The 14,220-nt window shown below is 72.9% G+C and carries 10 protein-coding genes; 6 read left to right on the forward strand and 4 right to left on the reverse strand.

Translation table 11 applies throughout. The features are described from left to right. Positions 1 to 245: 245 nt before the first annotated feature. Together ACZ6CV_RS09085 and ACZ6CV_RS09090 are read left to right on the forward strand one after the other, a co-directional pair. The gene (locus ACZ6CV_RS09085; protein ID WP_469250202.1) at positions 246 to 5,015 is read left to right on the forward strand and encodes an FtsK/SpoIIIE domain-containing protein; all 4,770 of its coding nucleotides are present in this window, start codon (positions 246 to 248) and stop codon (positions 5,013 to 5,015) included. 13 nt (positions 5,016 to 5,028) lie between these two features. Then, the gene (locus tag ACZ6CV_RS09090) at positions 5,029 to 5,670 is read left to right on the forward strand and encodes a hypothetical protein (RefSeq protein WP_469250203.1); all 642 of its coding nucleotides are present in this window, start codon (positions 5,029 to 5,031) and stop codon (positions 5,668 to 5,670) included. Here the strand turns inward: ACZ6CV_RS09090 and ACZ6CV_RS09095 are convergent. Next, positions 5,663 to 7,684 (reverse strand): protein kinase domain-containing protein, encoded by a 2,022-nt coding sequence (locus ACZ6CV_RS09095; RefSeq protein ID WP_469250204.1) that lies wholly within the window; start codon positions 7,682 to 7,684, stop codon positions 5,663 to 5,665. The two genes, ACZ6CV_RS09090 and ACZ6CV_RS09095, sit on opposite strands and share 8 nt — an antisense overlap. Before the next feature lie 185 nt (positions 7,685 to 7,869). Between ACZ6CV_RS09095 and ACZ6CV_RS09100 the strand changes: the two genes are divergently transcribed. Then, entirely contained in the window at positions 7,870 to 8,889 is a 1,020-nt protein-coding gene (locus tag ACZ6CV_RS09100) for an alpha/beta hydrolase (protein WP_469250205.1), read from the forward strand. A 20-nt stretch (positions 8,890 to 8,909) separates the two neighbouring features. Here ACZ6CV_RS09100 and ACZ6CV_RS09105 read toward each other — a convergent pair whose 3' ends face one another. Next, positions 8,910 to 9,797, reverse strand: coding sequence for a menaquinone biosynthetic enzyme MqnA/MqnD family protein (locus tag ACZ6CV_RS09105; protein WP_469250321.1), 888 nt, complete (start codon positions 9,795 to 9,797; stop codon positions 8,910 to 8,912). Between the two features lie 305 nt (positions 9,798 to 10,102). Between ACZ6CV_RS09105 and ACZ6CV_RS09110 the strand changes: the two genes are divergently transcribed. Further along, a complete protein-coding gene (locus ACZ6CV_RS09110) occupies positions 10,103 to 10,306 on the forward strand; it encodes a cold-shock protein (protein ID WP_006138897.1) in 204 nt (67 codons plus the stop codon). A 270-nt stretch (positions 10,307 to 10,576) separates the two neighbouring features. Here ACZ6CV_RS09110 and ACZ6CV_RS09115 read toward each other — a convergent pair whose 3' ends face one another. After that, positions 10,577 to 11,140: a helix-turn-helix domain-containing protein gene (locus ACZ6CV_RS09115; protein ID WP_469250206.1), complete on the reverse strand. Its 564-nt coding sequence runs from the start codon at positions 11,138 to 11,140 to the stop codon at positions 10,577 to 10,579. Between the two features lie 96 nt (positions 11,141 to 11,236). On the opposite strand from ACZ6CV_RS09115, the gene ACZ6CV_RS09120 reads away from it, so the two are divergent. Both ACZ6CV_RS09120 and ACZ6CV_RS09125 read left to right on the forward strand, forming a co-directional pair. Beyond that, positions 11,237 to 12,010 carry an AzlC family ABC transporter permease gene (locus ACZ6CV_RS09120; RefSeq protein WP_469250207.1) on the forward strand — a complete coding sequence of 258 codons (774 nt, stop codon included), beginning with the start codon at positions 11,237 to 11,239 and terminating at the stop codon, positions 12,008 to 12,010. Beyond that, entirely contained in the window at positions 12,007 to 12,321 is a 315-nt protein-coding gene (locus ACZ6CV_RS09125) for an AzlD domain-containing protein (protein ID WP_469250208.1), read from the forward strand. The genes ACZ6CV_RS09120 and ACZ6CV_RS09125 overlap by 4 nt, the downstream gene beginning before the upstream one ends. On the opposite strand, the gene ACZ6CV_RS09130 is transcribed toward ACZ6CV_RS09125, so the two are convergent. After that, positions 12,287 to 14,110, reverse strand: coding sequence for an AMP-dependent synthetase/ligase (locus ACZ6CV_RS09130; RefSeq protein WP_469250209.1), 1,824 nt, complete (start codon positions 14,108 to 14,110; stop codon positions 12,287 to 12,289). The two genes, ACZ6CV_RS09125 and ACZ6CV_RS09130, sit on opposite strands and share 35 nt — an antisense overlap. Positions 14,111 to 14,220 lie beyond the last annotated feature (110 nt).

Here is a 14,220-nt window from a genome sequence, read left to right on the forward strand (position 1 = left end):
TCACGCGGATGGTGTGATCGTCCGCTCTTGCGCCAAGCAGCTTACGGGTGGGGCGGGTGGGATCACAGTCGGGTTCAGTCACAGCTCTGTCATGAGCGAGTGCGAAGCCGGACGTGTCCGGGTGCGGGCGGTTCCGTGACGCGGGGGGAGATGGTCGTGGGACTCGGGCGGCCCCCGGCCGTTGCCTGTGGGAAGGGGGGAGCAGATATCGTCAGGCCCATTGTTCAGCTCCGGGGAGGACGATCGTGCGCCTGACTCTGACCGTCGTCGATCCGTTCGGCGGGGGCTCCGCCGACGTGGTTCTCGACGCCGATCCCGAGTCCACCGTGCAGGACATCGCGGTGGAACTGGCCCGGCAGGTCGGCCACAGCGGGGCGCAGATCATCCCCATCGGCCACCGGCAGCAGGCGCAGCCGCACCAGGTGCCGGGCGGCGGAGCGCCCCTGATCTACGTCGACGGGTACGCCGTCGATCCCACCGCCACCGTCGTCACCTCGCCGCTGCGCGACGGCGCCGTCGTCAGTCTCGACGACCCGGCCGGCTGTCTGCCCGGTGAGCCCTCCGGCCTCGTCGAGCTGCGCGTCGCGAGCGGTGCCGCCGCGGGCGCCGTGCACCGGCTCGGCATCGGTCGGTACGACATCGGCAGCGGGCCCGCCGCGTACATCCGCGTCGACGATCCGGAGATGCCCGCCCGCGCCCTGACGTTGTCGGTGGCGACCGACGGGACGTGTCAGGCCACGCTGCACGGCGAGGAGAAGGACAAGGAAGGCGTGACCCTCGACGGGGATCCCTTCGGCGTGGAGAAGGAGGAGCCGGAGCCGGCCTCGGCGCCGGTGCCCGAGGGCGAGTCCAAGAAGGACCGCAAGGCCCGGGAGAAGCGCGAGAAGCAGGAGAAGCGGGAGTGGAAGGAGGCGCGGGCCAAGGCGCGGGCAGCGCAGGGCCGGCGCGACACCGTCCCGTGGCCGCTCGGCGCGCAGATAGCCCTCGGCAACACCCTGCTCGAACTCGTCCGCTACACGCCGCCGAACGCCGCGCTGAAGTGGTCCGAGGACGGGGCCGGTCTGGACTACAACCGGCCCCCGCGGCTGCGTCCGCCCGAGCGGCAGACCACGTTCCGGCTGCCCAGCCCGCCCCGCGAGTACGAGGCGCGGCCGCTGCCGTGGCTGATGGCGCTGTTCCCGCTGGTCGGCGCGGTCGTCGCGGCGATGATCTTCAATCGCTGGTACTACCTGATCATGGCGGGGCTCAGCCCCATCATGCTGTTCGGCAACTACTTCATGGACAAGAAGCACGGGCGCACGTCCCATGCGAAGCAGGTCAAGGAGTACAAGGAGCACAAGGCGCGGATCGAGAAGGACGCCCAGGACGCGCTGGTCGCCGAGCGGCTCGACCGGCGCAGCGCCGTCCCCGACCCGGCGGCCGTCCTCGCGCTCGGCACCGGGCCCCGTACGCGGCTGTGGGAGCGGCGGCGGACCGACGCCGACCATCTGCTGATCCGGTTCGGCACCGGGCGGCTGCCCTCCGAGGTCGTCCTCGACGACCCGGAGAAGGACGAGCACCGGCGCCAGGTGACCTGGCACATCGAGGACGCCCCGGTCGCGCTGCCACTGAAGGGGCTCGGGGTGATCGGCATAGCCGGGCCCGGTGACTCCGCGACCGCGCTGGGGCGTTGGGCCGTGGCGCAGGCGGCGACGCTGCACAGCCCGATGGACGTGCAGTTCTATGTGCTGACCGAGAACAGCTCACGGGAGAGCTGGGACTGGGTGCGGTGGCTGCCGCATGCCAAGCCGTCCGGCGGCCAGGACATCAACCTGCTGATCGGCACCGACGCCGAGACCGTCGGCGCCCGCATCGGTGAGCTGACGCAGATCCTCGACGCGCGCGTGAAGGCCGCCGAGCAGAACAAGAGCCAGGGCGCCAACTTCTCCGACCCCGACATCGTCGTGGTGTGGGACGGCTCGCGGCGGCTGCGGTCCCTGCCGGGTGTCGTACGGCTGCTGCGCGAGGGCCCGGCCGTGCACATGTACGCGCTCTGCCTGGACACCGAGGAGCGGTTCCTGCCCGGCGAGTGCCTGGCGTTCGTGGTCGCCGAGCCGAAGCCCGACCCGCACGCCTACGCCGTCGCCCACGCGGGCGGCCCGGCCCAGCAGGGCCTCCCTCACGCGCCCGTACCGCCCCAGCAGGCCCCCGGCGGCTTCCCCTCCTTCCAGGCCTGGCACACCAGCGCGCCCGAGGCCCGGCAGACCGCCGCCACCCAGGAGCTGCGGCTGCGCGTGGAGATGTCGGGGGCGGAGCGGCTGACCGACGTACGGCCCGACTTCGTGACGCCCGCGTGGTGTCTGCGCCTGGCCCGCGCCATCTCGCCGCTGCGCGACATCAGCGGGGAGACCGAGGACTCCGCGCTGCCCGGGTCGAGCCGGCTCCTTGACGTGCTGCAGCTGGAGCCGCCGACGGCTGGAGCGATCACCGCGCGCTGGCAGGCGGGCGGGCAGTCGACGATGGCCGTCATCGGTGAGTCGTACGACGGGCCGTTCGGCATCGACATGCGCAAGGACGGCCCGCACGGTCTGATCGCGGGTACGACCGGTTCCGGTAAGTCGGAGCTGCTGCAGACGATCGTGGCCGCGCTCGCCGTGGCCAACACCCCGGAGAACATGACGTTCGTCCTCGTCGACTACAAGGGCGGATCCGCGTTCAAGGACTGTGTGAAGCTGCCGCACACCGTCGGCATGGTCACCGACCTCGACGCGCACCTCGTCGAGCGCGCCCTGGAGTCGCTCGGCGCCGAGCTGAAGCGGCGCGAGCACATCCTCGCCGACGCCGACGCGAAGGACATCGAGGACTACCAGGACCTGGTGCGGCGCGATCCGTCGCACCCGCCGGTGCCCCGACTCCTCATCGTCATCGACGAGTTCGCCTCCATGGTGCGCGACCTGCCCGACTTCGTGACCGGTCTGGTGAACATCGCGCAGCGGGGCCGTTCGCTCGGCATCCACCTGCTGCTCGCCACCCAGCGGCCGAGCGGTGTGGTCTCCCCGGAGATCCGCGCCAACACCAACCTGCGCATCGCGCTGCGCGTGACGGACGGCGGCGAGTCCACCGACGTCATCGACTCCCCCGAGGCCGGGCACATCTCCAAGAACACCCCCGGTCGCGCGTACGTGCGACTCGGGCACGCCTCCCTCGTGCCGTTCCAGTCGGGGCGCGTCGGTGGCCGCAGGCCCGGCGCCGCCGACCCGGCCGTGCTCGCCCCCTGGGTCGACGCCCTCGACTGGTCCGCGCTCGGCCGCGCCTCGCTGGTGAAGCCGAAGGCCGAGGCCCGCCAGGAGGAGGAGATCACCGACCTGAAGGTCCTGGTCGACGAGGTCATCGAGGCCAACCGGAGCCTCGGCATCCCCGCGCAGCACAGCCCGTGGCTGCCCGCGCTCGGCGAGACCGTGCTGCTCGACGAGATCCCGGCGCCCGCGCCGCGCACGGCCCCGGGGGCGCTCACGCCCGCCGCGTACGGCGTCGAGGACCTGCCCGCCGACCAGGCGCGCCGCCCGGTCGTCGTGGACTTCGCGAGTTTCGGCCACCTGATGATCGGCGGCGCCCCGCGCTCCGGCCGCTCGCAGGTGCTGCGGACCATCGCGGGCTCGCTCGCGCGCACGCACTCCTGCGCCGACGTCCACATGTACGGCATCGACTGCGGCAACGGCGCGCTGAACGCGCTGACCCGGCTGCCGCACTGCGGTGCCGTCGTCGGCCGCAACCAGACCGAGCGCGTGGTGCGGCTCATCAACCGCCTCAAGGCCGAACTCACGCGCCGCCAGGACCTGTTGGCGGACAAGGGGTACGCGGACATCGGCGAGCAGCGGACCGACGCGCCCGAGGACGAGCGGCTGCCGCACCTCGTCGTGCTGCTCGACCGCTGGGAGGGGTGGCTGCCCACGCTCGGCGAGGTCGACCACGGTTCGCTGACCGACGAGGTCACCACGATCATGCGGGAGGGCGCGAGCGTCGGCATCCACATGATCCTCACCGGCGACCGGCAGCTCCTGGTGGGCCGGATCTCCTCCCTCACCGAGGACAAGTACGGCCTGCGGCTCGCGGACCGCTCCGACTTCTCGATGCTCGGCATCCCGACGCGCAAGGTGCCCGAGGAGATCGCGCCGGGCCGCGCGTTCCGCAACGAGTCCGGCACCGAGACGCAGTTCGCGCTGCTCTCGGAGGACTCCACCGGCCAGGGGCAGGCCGCGGCGATCGCCGCGATCGGGGAGCAGGCCGCGGCGCGCGACGCCGAAGTGCCGCGCCACCTGCGCCCGTTCCGCGTCGACACGCTGCCGAGCCGCATCGGCTTCGAGGAGGCGTGGGAGCTGCGCGACCCGGAGGCCTCGCGCTCCAAGCTGTGGGCGCTGGTCGGCATCGGCGGCGACGAGGTCATGGGCCACGGCCCCGACCTGGCGCAGGGCGTGCCGGCGTTCGTCATCGCGGGTCCGGCCAAGTCGGGTCGTTCGACGGTCCTGATGAACATGGCGCGCTCGTTCCGCGCGCAGGGCGTTCGTCTGGTGGTCGCCGCCCCGCGCCTGTCGCCGCTGCGCGAACTGGAGGGCACCGAGGGCGTGTTGAAGGTGTTCACCGGCGACGACATCGACGAGGACGAGTTCGAGGAGCTCATCGAGGAGGCGGACGCGTCCCGCGAGGACCCGGTCGTCGTCCTCATCGACGACGCGGAGATGCTGGAGGACGCGGACGCGGCGAGCCACTTCAAGCGGATCATCCAGCGCGGCGCCGAACAGGGCCTCGCGCTGGTCCTCGCCGGTGACGAGGAGGACGTCTGCAGCGGCTTCTCGGGCTGGCAGGTCGACGCGAAGAAGGGCCGCCGCGGCATCCTGCTGTCGCCGCAGGACAGCTCCAGCGGCGACCTGATCGGCCTGCGGATCTCCCGCAGCCTGATCGGCGGCCCGATCGCCCCGGGCAAGGGCATGCTGCACCTGGGCAACGGCGAACTCGCCACGGTCACCACTCCGTTGTAGGGCGGGCCACGTCATGGGCGGATCGGCGAAGAAGGCCCGGCGCCGGGCGGCGGAGCCGGCGCTGCGGTACGCGCACGTGCCGGGGGCGCGGACGTCGGGCGGGCGGCCGGGCGGGCGAAGGACGGCCAAGGACGGCGAGGAGAGCAACTGGCTCTTCGGCACCCTGATGTTCCTCACCGTGCTCGTCGTCGTGGTCCTGTTCGGCCTGGCGGACATGGCCTGGGGGGCGACGCTGTGGGGCGATGTGGCCCCCGCCTGGCCGGGCGGCGGGTACGGCTTCGCGATCACCATCGGGCTGCTCGTCCCACCCGCGGTCGCGGGGATCATCGCCCCGCTCGGCCGGGCGAACTGGAAGAAGGAGCCCCTCCGCTCCACCGGCTGGGCCGTCGCGGCGCTGCCGGGCACGGCACTGACGTGCCTGCTGCTCCTGCTCAACTTCGCGGCGGTCCGCCCCAAGCGCCGCCGCAGGGGACCGGAGTGCTTCGCGCACGGCGAGCCCTGCTGGGTCCACGAGCAGTATCCCTACCTGTGGGCGCCGGGAATCGCGGCGGCCGTGCTCTGCGCGGGGATCGGCGGGTGGCTCGTCCTCGTGTACGTCAGGAAGCGGCGCGCTCGCCTCGCCCGCCCGGAGCCCGCTTCGCAGGAGCTCACTTGACCGGAGAGAGCCGCGCCGCGGGGTTGCCCGCGCCGGGGTCGTTCGACGTGTAGCCGAGGGTTGTGCCGGACGGGGTCAGGTGGACCGTGTGCGGTGTCTGTGAGCACTGGCTGCCGTTGTTCTTCGCGCCCTTGGCCGTCGCCACGAGGGCCTTCTTCGACGCCGACTTCAGGGTGAGCACGTCCGTGCAGGTGTTGCCGATCGGGTCGTGCTGCACGACCGTGCCGACCCGCTGTCCCGGTTTCGCCTGGCGCAGGGTCACCGTGAACGTGCCCAGCGGGATCGTGCCGCCGCTCGCGTCGGCCTTGCCGCGCCACGTGCCGAGGTAGGCCGCGGGGACCCCGGCGTCCGGGGTCGGGTCGGTGGTGCTGGGCGGGGCCGTGGCCGCCGGGGGCTGCTCGTTGCCCTGGTCGCCGCCCGCGTTGTCGCCGTCGTCCGGCAGCAGACCGAAGACGAACACCGAGCCCACGGTGACCGCGGCCATCGCGCCCGCCACCGCGAGCGCGACCGTACAACTCACCCTGCGCCCGCGCCCGTTCACGCCGTCCGGCACGGAGGCCGCGGCGACGGAGACGGAGAACTTGCCGGACGGCCGGGTCTCCGCGTCCGCCGACGCCTCGGAACGGGGACCCGGCACGGGCGGCGTCAGGGGAGCCGGTGCGGGCGCGGGCGGCGCCTGCGCGGGCGGTACCTGCGCGGACGGTACCTGCGCGGGCGGTACCTGCGGAGCCGGTGCCTGCGTTGCCGGTACGTGCGGAGCCGGTGCCTGCGCGGGCGGTACCTGCGCGGGCGGTACCTGCGGAGCCGGTGCCTGCGTTGCCGGTACCTGCGGATCCGGTGCCTGTGCGGGCGGCGTGGTGGGGCCCGCGAACCCCGTCACCGGCGCGGCGTACGACGGGTCCGGCGGCCCGAACGACCCCGATACGGAGGGGGAGTTGAAGGCCACCGGCCCGGACACCGCGTCGAACGCCCCCACCCCGGCCCCCGCACCCACACCCGACCCCGAACTCGATCCCGCATCCGAACCCGCCGCCGACCCCGACCCCGAACCCAACGCCGCCCCCGAGCCCGAACCCAACGCCGCCCCCGAACCCGAACCCGAACCCGCCCCCGTATCCAGGTCCAGCAACCGCACCGCCCCCCGGCTCACCCGCTCCACCACCGGCCCCGGCAGCCATCCGGCCGTCACGAGGCGGGCCGCGCCCTGTGGGGCGAGGCGGTGGGCGAGTTCATCGGGAGCGGGGCGCGCGGCCGCGTCCTTGGCGAGGCAGGCGGCCGCGATCTCCCGCAAGTCGCCGCCCAGCGCGCCCAGCGCGCCCAGTTCGGGCTCCTCGTGGACGACCTTGTAGAGCAGCGCGGCCGACGAGTCACCGGGGAAGGGTGACTCCCCCGTCGCCCCGTACACCAGGACCGCGCCCAGCGAGAAGACGTCCGCCGCGCCCGTGACGCCCCGGCCGAGGATCTGCTCGGGCGCCATGTAGCCCGGCGAGCCGATGGAGGCTCCGGTCGCGGTGAGCGAGGCCGTGCCGTCGGTGGCCCGCGCGATGCCGAAGTCGATGAGGCGCGGCCCGTCCAGCGTGAGCAGGACGTTCGACGGCTTCACGTCGCGGTGGACGAGCCCGAGACCGTGCACGTGCGCCAGCGCCTCGGCGAGGCCCGCCCCGAGGACCCGTACGGAGTGCTCGGGCAGCGGCCCGACCTGCCGTACCGCCTCCGTGAGCGAGGGCCCCGCCGCGTACCCCGTGGCGACCCACGGCACGGCCGCCTCCGGATCCGCGTCCAGGACCGGCGCCGTCCAGTCGCCGCCCACCCGGCGCGCGGCGTCGACCTCGCGGCGGAAGCGGGCGCGGAACTCCTCGTCTAGCGCGAAGTGCGGGTGCACGATCTTGACCGCGACGGTGCGGCCGCCCTCGCTGCGCCCCAGATAGACCCGGCCCATGCCGCCCGAGCCCAGCCGGCCGAGGAGCCGGTAGGGCCCGATCACGGTGGGTTCGCCGGCTTCGAGCGGATGCATGACCGTGGCCTCCCCCAGCCGGTGGCGCCGGACACCCCGCGCGTCCCGGCACCGGGGTCAGCGTAGTGCGCGCGCCACCGCGGGAACGTGCGCGCGCCACCGCGGGAACGTCCCCGCCCGCATTCCCCTCTACATGTGCGCAATGACCGTATTGGTCACCTACGTCCCCCGCTCCGAGGCCCCCCATGAAGCGCCGCCGCCCGTCCCCCACCGCTCTCGCCGCGACCGCCGCGGCCCTCGCCTCGGCGCTGCTCCTGTCGGCCTGCGCCTCCGACAAGGGCGAGCCGGTGCGGTTCGACGGCCCGGAGCCGTCGGGCGCCACCCGGCAGGCGAAGGGCGCGGCGGCCGACAAGACGCTGCTGCCCACAGGACCGCGCGCCCAGTTCACGACCGCGAACACCCTGGAGGACGGCACGAAGATCGGCGTGACGACACTGAAGGGCAAGAAGTCCGGATTCACCGGCAAGGTATGGGTCTGGGCGCCGAAGCAGTACTTCGACCCGAAGTACGCGCACAGCGGCTTCCCCGTCCTGATAGCCCTGCCCGGCGGCAACGGCTATCCCACCAATTACTGGATGGGGACCGACCTCAAGCTGCAGAGCAGCATCGCCGAGTGGTCCCGGCAGGGGAAGAGCCTGCCGTTCGTCGTGGTGATGCCCGTACTCAATCCGGACGCGGAGCACTATTACGACGGCAGTGATATTCCGGGGCAACCGCGAATGGGCACATGGATGACGGACGACGTGCCCGCTTTCGTGAAGGCGAATTTCCGCACCTTCCGGTCCCGCGACGGCTGGGCCTTCATGGGCTCCTCCTCCGGCGGCTTCGTCGGCCTGAAGTCCGTCCTCGAACACCCGGAGAAGTTCCGCGCCGTGATCGCGAGCGGCCCCGACACCGTTCCCGACTCCCCGCTCTGGGCCGGCCACGAGAAGGAGCGTCAGGCCAACGACCCCGCGCGGCTGGCCCGGCGGCTGGCCGAGCGCGGCGGCCCCGAGGTCGACCTCGCCTTCCAGATCGGCACGGAGGAGTCCGGCCAGGCCAGGCTGCGGTCCTTCATGAAGAAGTACGGGAAGGGCCCGGTGAAGACGCGGCTCAACGTCATCCAGGGCGGCGGCCACAACGCGCGCTCGTACGTGCCCGCCATGGCCGACGGCCCCGTCCAGTGGATCAGCGAGCACATGCAGGCGCCGATCCCGGCGAGCTGACCCGCCCCCCCCCTGCGGCCCTAGGGCTGCAGGAGCTCCACCCGTACGTCCGCCGGGAAGCCCGTGGTCGGCCCGACCCGGCGGGCGAACTCGGTGACGCCCTCCAGCTGCGCGCCGCCGAAGCGGAAGTCGAGCGTCGTGAAGTACTCCTCCAGGACGCCGGCGTCGAAGGACTCCCAGCGCGCCGCCTGCTCGGCGACCTTCGTGACCTCGTCGAGGGAGAGGTCACGGGAGGAGAGGAACGCCTGGTGGACCTCGCGCACCACCTCCGGCTCACGCGCCGCGTAGTCGCGGCGGGCGGCCCAGACGGCGAAGACGAACGGCAGCCCCGTCCACTCCTTCCACATCCGCCCGAGGTCGTAGACGTCCAGGCCGAGCCGCGGCCCGTCGATCAGGTTGGCGCGCAGCGCGGCGTCGCCGATGAGGACCGCGGCGTCCGCCTCCTGCATCATCAGGCCCAGGTCGGGCGGGCAGGTGTAGTAGTCGGGCCGCACGCCGTACCGCTCGGCGAGCAGCAGCTGGGCCAGGCGCACGGAGGTGCGCGAGGTCGAGCCGAGCGCGACCCGGGCGCCGTCCAACTGGTCGAGCGGCACCTGCGAGACGATCACGCAGGACATGACGGGGCCGTCGCAGCCGACCGCGAGGTCGGGGAAGGCGACGAGGTCGCCGGCGTTCTTGAGGAACTCGACGAGCGTGACCGGCGCGATGTCGAGCTCGCCGCTGACCAGCTGCTCGCTGAGCTTCTCCGGGGTGTCCTTGGTCAGCTCGAAGTCGAGGAGCGTCCCGGTCCGCGCGAGCCCCCAGTACAGGGGCAGGCAGTTCAGGAACTGGATGTGACCGACGCGCGGCCGGGGGATGCGGCGGGAGCCGTGTCGCTGTTCGGCGCCTGCCCCCGCGGAGGCGTCCAGGGGAGAATTGTCCACATCGGGGAGGCTAGCCCCCATGCGGTACGGTCCGGGCGCCGGGCCCCCGACGCGCCCGCCGTCAACCCCGTCGGAGCCCTCGTCAAACCTCCGGGTGACGTGATCTTGCCCCCTATTGCATTCCGGTGTCTGCGTGCTAAGCTCGCCGCAAGTTGCAGTTTGGTTTCCCTTGCAGTACAGAGCCTGCGGAGCATGTAACTCCGCGGGCTCTCGTCGTTTTCAGACTTATGCAGTTGTTTAAACAATCGCTGGTTCTGGAGCAGGGCAACCCTTTGGCCCAAGGAGGGCTTATGGCTACCGGAACCGTGAAGTGGTTCAACGCTGAAAAGGGCTTTGGCTTCATTGCCCAGGAAGGCGGCGGCCCGGACGTCTTCGTCCACTACTCCGCGATCAACGCGAACGGCTTCCGCTCCCTTGAGGAGAACCAGGCCGTTTCCTTCGACGTGACGCAGGGTCCGAAGGGCCCGCAGGCGGAGAACGTCACCCCGATGTAATCGGGCGCCTCACGTGAGTGGGGCGTGTGGTTGCTCCGGTGACAGATCCGGAGATGGATAGCAGTACCCAAGGAGCCCTGCTCCTCCGCCTTGGCGGGGGAGGCGGGGCTCCTGCCTTTTTCTGGCCCCTGGGCCTTGGGGGGGTGGGTGCGGAGTTGGTTCGGGGGGCTTTGTGTGGTTCTGCCGGGTGGCCGGTCGTGGGGGTTGAGCGCGCCGTTCCCCGCGCCCCTGAGAGCGCCCCTTCGGGGCGGCTCTCCCCCGGCGGGGGCTTTATACGTGTTGCATGATCATGACGAAAGTTGTGTTCGGCTGTAGGGCCTCGTACGAGTGGTGGATGTCGCCTCGGTAGGACATGTAGTCGCCCGGGGACAGTTCCACCTCTTCGCCCCTCGGGCCTGCCAGGAGGCGGCCCGTGCTGATGATCAGGTGTTCGACCGAGCCCGGGATGTGCGGGTCCGATGCGCGCGGGGCGCCCGGCTCCATGGCTCCGTGGTAGATGTCGCGCCGTACGCCGGTCGGGCCCGCGGAGAGCAGCGTGCCCGCGTACGAGGAGTTCTCCGCCAGCATCGTCGGGCCCTCGCCCGCCCTGATCACCGTCACCGCGGGGGTCGGTGACTCCACGAGGACGCTGAACGGCACGCCGAGCGCCACCGCGAGCGCCCACAGCGTCTCGATGCCGGGGTTGCCGGTGGCCGCCTCCAGCTGGGACAGCGTGGACTTCGCGATGCCGGCCCGTTTGGCCAGCTCCGAGAGGGAGAGTCCGGCCCTGGTGCGCTCGCGGCGCAGGGCCGCGGCGACCCATTCGCGCGGCATGCGGGACCCGTCGTCGGTCATCAGTCGTCTCTCCTCGGGCTCTCCCCGTTGCGTTCGGTGTGGCGGGTCGATCGTTCGGCTTGACGAACGGTGCCTGCCGTGTCCATCCTACGACGTATGCGTTCGCCCTACCGAACAGATGACCCGGCCCGCCGAACGGGAGGCGAGTCCGGGGGTCTCGTCCGTCTCTCCGATCTGCCGCCCGGCGTGCTCCGCGACATCGCCCTCGTCTGGCTCGCCGACGCCGTCGTCGGCCTCTCCTTCGGCGCCATCGCCGTCGGCGGCGGGCTCCCGGTGTGGGTGCCGGTGGTCATGTCGCTGCTCGTGTACGCGGGCTCCGCCCAGTTCAGTGCCGTCGGCGTCCTCACCGCGGGCGGCGGGCCGGTGGCGGCGGCCGCCACCGGGCTGCTGCTCAACTCCCGTACGGCGGCGTTCAGCCTGGCGCTCGCCGGCGACCTCGGCCGGTCCTGGCCGGCCCGGCTGATCGGCGCGCACCTCGTCACGGACGAGACCGCGGCGTTCGTCCTCGCCCAGCGGGGCCGGGCGCAGCGCAAGGCCGCGTTCTGGATATCCGGGGCCGGGCTCTTCGTCGCGTGGAACCTGAGCGTGCTCGGGGGCGCGCTTGCCGGGTCCGCGCTCGGGGACACCGACCGGTTCGGGCTCGACGCCGCGTTCCCCGCGGTGCTCCTCGCGCTGGTGCTGCCCGCGCTGCGCGGTGACAGCGCGGCGCGGCGGGCCTCGGCGGCCGGGGCCGTCATCGCGGTCGTCGCCGCGCCGCTGCTGCCCGCCGGGGTGCCGGTGCTGCTCGCCCTGCTGGGACTGCTGGCGGCGCGGCGCGGGCCCCGCCGTCCCCGTCGCCCCCGTACCGCCTCGTCGAGGAGCGCCTCATGAACGCCACACTCGCCTGCGTCCTCGTCCTCGCCGCGGGAACGTACGCCTTCCGGCTCGCCGGGCCGCTCCTGCACGGGCGCGTCGAACTGCCGGGCCGGGTCCAGGAGTTGCTGACCGTCGGCGCCACGGTGCTGCTCGTCGCACTGCTCGCCACCGGTGCGCTCACCGAGGGGCAGGAGTTCGCCGGGTGGGCCAGGCCCGCCGGGGTGCTGGCCGGCGGGCTGCTCGCCTGGCGCAGGGCGCCGTTCGCCGTGGTCGTGGTGGGCGCCGCGGCGGTCACGGCGCTGCTGCGCCTCGCGGGGGTTCACTAGCGCCCGCTCCGGCCGTCGGCTCCGGGGCAGTCCCGCCCTCGTACAGCTCCGCCACGACCTCCGCGTACCGTTCCGTCACCGCCTTTCTGCGGACCTTCAGGCTCGGGGTGAGCAGGCCGTCCTCGATCGTGAAGTCCTCGTCCAGGACGGCGAATCCGCGGATACGGGCGGGGCGCGAGGCCGCGGCGTTGGCGGTGGCGACGGCCTCCTGGACCAGGGCCCGCACCCGTGGGTCGCGGGAGGCGGGGGCGGTCAGCGTCAGCCCTTCCCTGGCCGCCCAGGCGGTCACCTCCTCCGTGTCGAGCGTGACGAGCGCGACCGGGTAGGGGCGGTGGTCGCCGACCATCACGGCGCGGGAGACGAACCGCGAGTTCTGGATGGCCAGTTCGCTCAGCGAGGGCGTGAGGTTCTTGCCGCCGGAGGTGATGATGAGGTCCTTCTTGCGGCCGGTGATCGTGAGGTATCCGTCCGCGTCCAGTGCGCCCAGGTCGCCGGTGTGCAGCCAGCCGTCCTCGTCGAGGGCGTCCCGGGTGGCCGCCGGGTTGTTGTGGTAGCCGGGGAAGACCATCGCGCCCCGGGCCAGCACCTCCCCGTCGTCGGCGATGCGCAGCTCGACGCCGGCCACCGCCCGGCCGACGGTGCCGTACCGCACCGCGCCCGGGTGGTTGAGGGTGAGGACGCCCGCCGACTCCGTCATCCCGTACCCCTCGTAGACCTCGACGCCGCAGGCCCGCAGGAAGTCGACGGTGTCCGGCGCGATCGGCGCGCCGCCGGTCAGCGCCCACCGGACGCGGCCGCCGAGCGCCTGCCTGACCAGGGAGTAGAGGGCCTTGTCGGCCTCCTCGTACGCGTCCCGCAGCTCGTCCGGGAGGACGCCGTCGGCGGCGAGGACCCCGATGCGGACGGCCTCATCGAACCGCTCGCGCCCGCCCTCCCGCGCCTCGGCGAGCGAGAGCACCACCGACCGCACCTTCTCGAACAGCCGTGGTACGGACGGCAGATGGGTGGGCCGCGCCTCGGCGAGCTCGGCGACGACGTCCTCGACGCGCCCGCCGAAGAAGGTGAGCGTGCCGCCCTCGATCAGCGTCGTGAACTCGATGAGCTGGGCGAGGAGATGGGCGAGCGGCAGGTAGAGGTAGGTCGAGTCGCCGGGGCCGCCGTCGACCAGCGGAAGGGTGGCCGCCTGCACGGCCAGCAGATTGCCGTGCGTGAGCAGACAGCCCTTGGGCGGGCCCGTGGTCCCCGAGGTGTAGATGATGGTGGCCAGATCCCCGCCCCCGCGCGCCTCCGCACGCTCCAACAGGGCATTCGGCGGGCCCGGTTCGGGCGGCTCGTCCGTCATGAGCGTCACGTGCCGCACCCCGGGCAGCAGCCCCTGCCCCCGCAGCCGCTCGACCTTCGCCGCCTGCGCCGCGTCCTCGCAGATCACCACGGACGCGCCGGAGTCCGAGAGCACCCAGGCGACCTCCTCGTCGCCCGCCGTCGGATACACCGGCACCACCACCGCGCCCGCCGCCAGGACACCGAAGTGCGCGAACGTCCACTCCGGGCGGGTCTCGGCGAGGACCGCCACGCGGTCGTCCGCGCGGACCCCGAGCGCCAGCAGCCCCCGGCCCACCCGGCGCACGGCGTCCCTGAGCCCGTCGTACGACAGCTCGGCCCACTCCCCCGCGCGCCGGAACCGCAGGGCGGGCAGGGCGCCGTGCCGCCGGGCCGCCCACTCCGTCAAGAGGGCCAGTGTGGCGGGGAGTTCGGGCGGCGCGGACGGTTCCTTCCGGGTCTGCTGCATGGGTACGACGCTAGGGAGCGCGCCCGGCGCCGGGGATGACGGGAAACGTCAGCCCGGCTGACCGGGACGCTCACGCGGTGTTCTGGCGCGGCGCCACCGGCGCTACCGTC

The organism is Streptomyces sp. NPDC041713 (genome assembly GCF_055591085.1).